Source organism: Cyanobium sp. LEGE 06143, from assembly GCF_015207535.1.
GTDB lineage: Bacteria > Cyanobacteriota > Cyanobacteriia > PCC-6307 > Cyanobiaceae > NIES-981.
Genome location: NZ_JADEWP010000180.1, coordinates 1 through 5299, shown reverse-complemented (window position 1 = coordinate 5299; position 5299 = coordinate 1). Strand labels below are relative to the sequence as shown.

General features: G+C 60.6%; 7 protein-coding genes and 2 pseudogenes. 2 read left to right on the top strand and 7 right to left on the bottom strand.

What is annotated here, in order from left to right:
- The first annotated feature begins 155 nt into the window (after window positions 1-155).
- Window positions 156-1367 carry a PQQ-dependent sugar dehydrogenase gene (locus tag IQ216_RS11490; protein ID WP_193815562.1) on the top strand — a complete coding sequence of 404 codons (1212 nt, stop codon included), beginning with the start codon at window positions 156-158 and terminating at the stop codon, window positions 1365-1367.
- A gap of 3 nt (window positions 1368-1370) precedes the next feature.
- Here IQ216_RS11490 and IQ216_RS14505 read toward each other — a convergent pair.
- A pseudogene (locus IQ216_RS14505) lies at window positions 1371-1466 on the bottom strand (Mpo1-like protein); the annotation flags it as partial.
- A gap of 25 nt (window positions 1467-1491) precedes the next feature.
- Window positions 1492-1683, bottom strand: a pseudogene (locus IQ216_RS14500) (Mpo1-like protein); the annotation flags it as partial.
- Window positions 1684-1770: 87 nt separating this feature from the next.
- Here IQ216_RS14500 and IQ216_RS11480 point away from each other — a divergent pair.
- Window positions 1771-2241 (top strand): WbuC family cupin fold metalloprotein, encoded by a 471-nt coding sequence (locus IQ216_RS11480; protein WP_228007437.1) that lies wholly within the window; start codon window positions 1771-1773, stop codon window positions 2239-2241.
- A gap of 14 nt (window positions 2242-2255) precedes the next feature.
- On the opposite strand, the gene IQ216_RS11475 is transcribed toward IQ216_RS11480, so the two are convergent.
- From IQ216_RS11475 to IQ216_RS11455, 5 genes are all read right to left on the bottom strand, one after another.
- A complete protein-coding gene (locus IQ216_RS11475) occupies window positions 2256-2516 on the bottom strand; it encodes a hypothetical protein (RefSeq protein ID WP_193815560.1) in 261 nt (86 codons plus the stop codon).
- A gap of 549 nt (window positions 2517-3065) precedes the next feature.
- The gene (locus IQ216_RS11470) at window positions 3066-3482 is read right to left on the bottom strand and encodes a DUF1801 domain-containing protein (protein WP_370566725.1); all 417 of its coding nucleotides are present in this window, start codon (window positions 3480-3482) and stop codon (window positions 3066-3068) included.
- A gap of 140 nt (window positions 3483-3622) precedes the next feature.
- Window positions 3623-3835: a type II toxin-antitoxin system HicA family toxin gene (locus IQ216_RS11465; protein ID WP_186698283.1), complete on the bottom strand. Its 213-nt coding sequence runs from the start codon at window positions 3833-3835 to the stop codon at window positions 3623-3625.
- 383 nt (window positions 3836-4218) lie between these two features.
- Entirely contained in the window at window positions 4219-4572 is a 354-nt protein-coding gene (locus IQ216_RS11460; RefSeq protein WP_193815559.1) for a DUF86 domain-containing protein, read from the bottom strand.
- Window positions 4562-4870, bottom strand: a complete 309-nt coding sequence (locus IQ216_RS11455; protein ID WP_193815558.1) for a nucleotidyltransferase family protein — start codon at window positions 4868-4870, stop codon at window positions 4562-4564. The genes IQ216_RS11460 and IQ216_RS11455 overlap by 11 nt, the downstream gene beginning before the upstream one ends.
- Window positions 4871-5299 lie beyond the last annotated feature (429 nt).

Sequence of the window (5299 nt, the reverse complement as noted above, 5' to 3'; positions counted from 1 at the left end):
GTGCATGGAGCAGTTCGGCTTCACGGTGGACAACGTGGTGGCCAAGGCCAAGGCCCTCGGCTGAAGCCAGCAGACTGGGGGCCGCAAGCCCCASTCCCTTGGCGCCCTCCCTGCCCTGGTTTCCCCCTCGTGACCGGCCTCTGGCCCCGCTGGCGATGTCCCTCGCCATCGGGGCCTTGGCGATAGCGGGTCTGCCCCGCTGCGTCGCCCAGCCGGGCGATGGCCAGGCCGGTGGCGCAGCGGCGCTGCTGAGCCCGGATCCGGCCCGGCTGCCCGTGGAGGCTGTGGCGCTGGAGCCTGTGGTGGAGGGGTTGAACCGACCCTGGGGCGTGGCCTGGCTTCCCAATGGCGACCTGCTGATCACCGAGCGCCCCGGCCGGCTCCGGGTCGTCCGCGCCGGTGTGCTGGATCCCGAGCCGGTGCACGGCGTGGCGCCCGTGGCCGATGTGGCCGCCAACCAGCTGTTCGCCTCCAGCCAAGGGGGCCTGCTCGACATCGCCCTGCACCCGCGCTTTGCGCAGAACCGCTGGGTGTATTTCAGCTACGCCCATGGCAGCCGGGAGGCCAACGGCACCCGAGTGGCCCGGGCCCGCTTCGATGGCCGGGCCCTGAGTGACTGGCAGGTGATCTTCACGGTGAACCGTGACAAGAGCGGCGGCCAGCACTTCGGCTCGCGGCTGCTGTGGCTGCCGGATGACACGCTGCTGGTGTCGATCGGCGATGGGGGCAACCCGCCCGTGAGCCTCGATGGGGCCTGGATCCGGCTCCAGGCCCAGAACCCGGCCAGCCACCTGGGCAAGCTGATCCGCATCCAGGACGACGGCTCCATTCCCTCCGACAACCCCTTCGTGGGCCAGGCGGGGACTGACCCAGCGGTGTGGAGCCTGGGCCACCGCAACATCCAGGGCCTGGCCTACGACCCGGTGCATCGGCGGGTGTGGGCCACGGAGCACGGCTCCCGGGGCGGCGACGAACTCAACCTGATCAGGCCCGGCGCCAACCACGGCTGGCCGGTGGTTTCCCACAGCCTCGAATACAGCAGCGGCGACTCCGTGGCGCCTACCAGCAGCGCGCCGGGTTTCGTGGACCCCAGCCGGGTGTGGATGGACACGATCGCCCCCTCCGGCCTGGCGCTGCTCCCGGGCGAGGCGGTGCCGCCATGGCGCGGCAACCTGTTCGCCGGTGGTCTGGTGGCCGGCGGGGTGCAGCGCCTGCAGCTCGATGCCGACGGTGCCGTAATCGCCGAATCCGTGATTCCGATCGGCGCCCGGGTGCGGGATGTGCGCCAGGGGCCCGATGGAGCGCTCTATGTGCTCACCGATGAGGAGCAGGGCCGCCTGCTGCGGGTGCGGCCCACGGGGCTCTGAAGCTCAGAGCTCGATGCGGCCTCTGAGAATCTCCCACCACAGGCACCAGTCGCCGCGCAGGCTGAACAGGGGATAGCGGAAGCTGGCGGGGCGGTTGCGCTCGAAGAGGCCGTTGTCCCGCCCAGGCGAGCAGGTAGCCCTGCAGCGGGGCTAGCAGCAGCAGCCACCAGCGCTGACTCACCAGGGCCAGCAGCACCAGCACGATGGCGAGGTTGGCGCCGAGGAAGTGCAGGCGCCGGGAGCTGCGGTTGGCGTGTTCGCCCAGATAAAAGGGGTAGAAGTCGGCAAAGCTGTTGTACTGCCGGTCTGTGCCCATGCTGTGCCCATGCCGCCGTCCGCCCGATGCCCTGAACCGTTGCCCCATCCTGAACGGCCAGCAGCTGAGCGGCCTGCCCTGCAGCTGATGGATCAGGCCCTGCTCGATCAGCTGAGCGGGCAGGCCTCGGCTTCGCCGCGTCGCCGCCGCAGCCACAACCTGCACCATCTGCCCGACCTGGTGCAGCGGTTTCTGAATGCTCTGCAGCCCGGCACTTACGTGCGCCCGCACAGGCACCTGAGGGAGCAACCCGGCAGCGGCTTCGAGTGCTTCCTGGTGCTGCAGGGCGCCATCGGCCTGCTGCTGCTGGATCAGCACGGCCAGGTGACCCAGACCCTGCGCCTTGATGCCGGCGGGCCGTTGCAGGGCATCGAGCTGGCTGAAGGTCAGTTCCATACGCTCGTGGCCCTCAGCGCCGATGCGGTGATGTTCGAGCTCAAGCAGGGCCCGTACCAACCCTCCAGGGACAAGGACTTCCTGCCGCAATTCCCCGCCGAGGGCACTCGTGAAGCCGAGCTGCAGGAGCAGCAGTGGCGGGCGTTGTTCCAGCCCCACTGATGGGTGGCGTTTCCTCACACGGTTGTCCAGATACCGATTTCGGAGCGGCCCATGATCACGCTGCGGTTTGCCGTCACCTCGTCGAGCAAACGCTTGCGCAGTGTCGCCAGGTCAACCTCCTCGGCTGTCACCACATTGAGCCTCACCATGGCTGGCAGCAGGGTTTCAACGATATCGACCACTCCCAGCAGCCACTCCCGGGCCTTGGAATCACCCGCCAGGAAGGTGTGCAGGCGCATCGTTGGAGCTGGAAGATCAGCGCCGGTGAACGCCATGTCAGGCGACAGCGAAAACTGGTCCGGCGGCGACACGAAAACTGGTCCACCTTAGTAAGGGGAGTTCCGCATCGACTTGCCGTTGTGGATGGATCAAACAGTGCTCATCGCGGCCGGTGCGTAGTGCCCAATCCTGGGGTGATGAACAGTGCCGTTGCTTCGTGCTCCACATCAGCGGTGTGCCAGGTGCCTGGTGGGTTGACGGCGTACTGGCCTGGCCTCAGTGTGATGGAGCAGTGACGGCCATCAGGATCTTCCTGATAGAGGATCATTGCACCAGAGGTGCAAAGAACAACTTCGCTCCCGTGCGGATGCATCTCCCACATGTCCCACGAGGCGTTGAATTGATGCATGCTTACGAGTCGCCCCTCCGCACCGTCTACGCTATGGCGGTTGATGTATTCTGAGTACCAATCCATGCCACCGGTGAACAGAGGCTCAACCTCGGCGGTTGCACCAAGACCCAGATGGATTGGATATGCAGACATGTTGTGTACTGCCACTGAAAGTCCTCTCAGTTGCGAAAGAAAATAATTTTAGCAGGTTAAATTACGGCTTTCTCCTGGCGGCCTCCAGGGCCATCTGAAGGTACTTCCCCAACTTCTTACCCGCTATATCGTCAAGATGTCTGAGCTTGAGGTGACGGCGCCGCTTGCCACCGCCTTCCAGGAACCCGTCCTCATCCTTGATGTTGGCGCCCAGGCTGAACTCCACGGAGACATGTTCCTTGTACGCAAAAACACCACCGAACTGGACGTCAGAAGTGAAAAGAATGCCTCCATACTTGACCTCTTCTGTCATTGGAATGATGGTTTCCCTGGCAAGGTTTCGCACTGCCTGGAGCACTTGAAACTGCTCTTCTCCGAGCAAGTGAATCTGATCCAGAAGAGCTTGAACTGACTGGGCCAGGGAGGTGGCGCTCCGCTGAGGAATCGGTTGTCTTGGTTCAATCCCGGCCGACTCCACAGATCAGAGGTATAGTTGGCCGGCCAAGGCATGACTGATAACGCTCACCATCACCTGGCCGCCAATGACCAGGAAGCTCAACAAAGATCATCAGGGGGCGGCTCAGATGTATTGCATTGTTAGCCGATTTCTCGCCTGCATCACAGATCACCTGGTTTGAGGCCGGTGTGCTTGGCGATTCGCGACAGCATCCTGGGGCCAATCTCCTCGCCATCATGGAAAGCAAAGACATAGTCCGGATGGTCTGCATGTTCAAGCGTCTTGTGAGATCCTGACTGACGCTTAACTCTCCATCCAATGGACTGAAGGGCTGCTAATACTTTTTGGGCTTTGGCTGAAGGCCAGTTACTCATGCAGAGAGTGGAAGCGAAAACCGAAAGCTGACTGGCTCGGCCTCGCTATTTTCAAGCCGATCAGCGATAACACGAAGGGCTAGAACTTCAGCCTTTGATATTGCATCAGCAGAGGAACTCCCGTATGCAAGGACTCCAGGTAGCTCCGGCACCTCGGCCATCCACCGACCGTCTACTTCTTGTTCGCACTCCAAAGTGAAATTCATGTTTGGCTCCGACCTAAAACCACTGTAGCAATATCCCAAATGCTAGAGCGCATCCTGTTCCTCTGCTCAGCCCGCCGCCCTTCACAGAGATTCGGCGAACGCTTGCCATCACCTGGCCGCAGCGAGCTCGGGCCGGAATCAGAAACGCCACGGATGCGGCTTTGGTGAATGGCATGGTTAGTTTGCGTCATGACAGTCATCCAACAACTCGCTGACCTCCGCCTTCAGCACGATCAGGTCTGAGTAGACAAGCCCGAAAACGGCATCGTCATCAACTGCTCCATAGTCATGAGCAAGCAGGTTTCGAAAATCAACGATCGCATGAGAATTGGATATGGAGCTAAACAGCGTCTCATCAAGGTTTCTGACCCTTCTAAGGGCCTCACCAATAATGATGAACTCGCGCTCGACAGCAGATCTCATGGCACGCGTGCTTCGGTAGTCCTCCAACGAGACGCCGCTCATGACGTCTTGAATCGAATTGCAGGCATCAAGGACATCCTGCAAATAGGCGGATAGATCACGCGCCATAAACCAGCTGCTTTGTACGATCGATCTCGCCTGCAATAACTTTATTTTTCACCGCTCCTTGCATCACCAAGTCAACGTCAGACTGAAAGATATTCCTGAACGCCTCGCGAGCGTCAAGGTAAACATGGAAGCGCTTGGTGATTTCCAGTGGGCCAAACTCAACAAGAAGGTCAATATCGCTTTCTCCAGGCCTAAAGTCCTCTCTCAAAGCTGAGCCAAAGACAAACAGACGCTCAATCCCATATCGCTTGCAAACTGCGGCGATCTCCTCTAGCTTCTCGTCTATAATTATTGACATGACACACCTCCTAAGCCCACTCTAACCTGAAGCCCAGGCCCCCCCCCAAGAGAACCTGCATCAAGGGCTTTGCAAGGTCAAACAAACGCTGGCCATCACCTGGCCGCAAGGAGTGCACGGCGAAGAAGATAGCCATGCGGTGGCGGCTCAGGTGCATGGTGGTGTTAGAGAGTGGTAGGAGTGTCAGGTTCAAGGAGCGGTAATACTCTCGCAGTAACCATCTCCATTACATCTAAGGAGCCTCTGGGCAACGAGCCCTGAAAGTGGGTCCAAGGTTGGAATTTGCTCGGAATGAACAACGTTTGGCGAATCTGAGGTTGGCTTGGCTGATTTCACCCTTTCGGGTGCCAAAATCTGCCCATGTTGGCCGATTCTTTCCCTCGACAGGCACACTGATCTCCTGATCACGTACTGCATAGCAACCTGCGA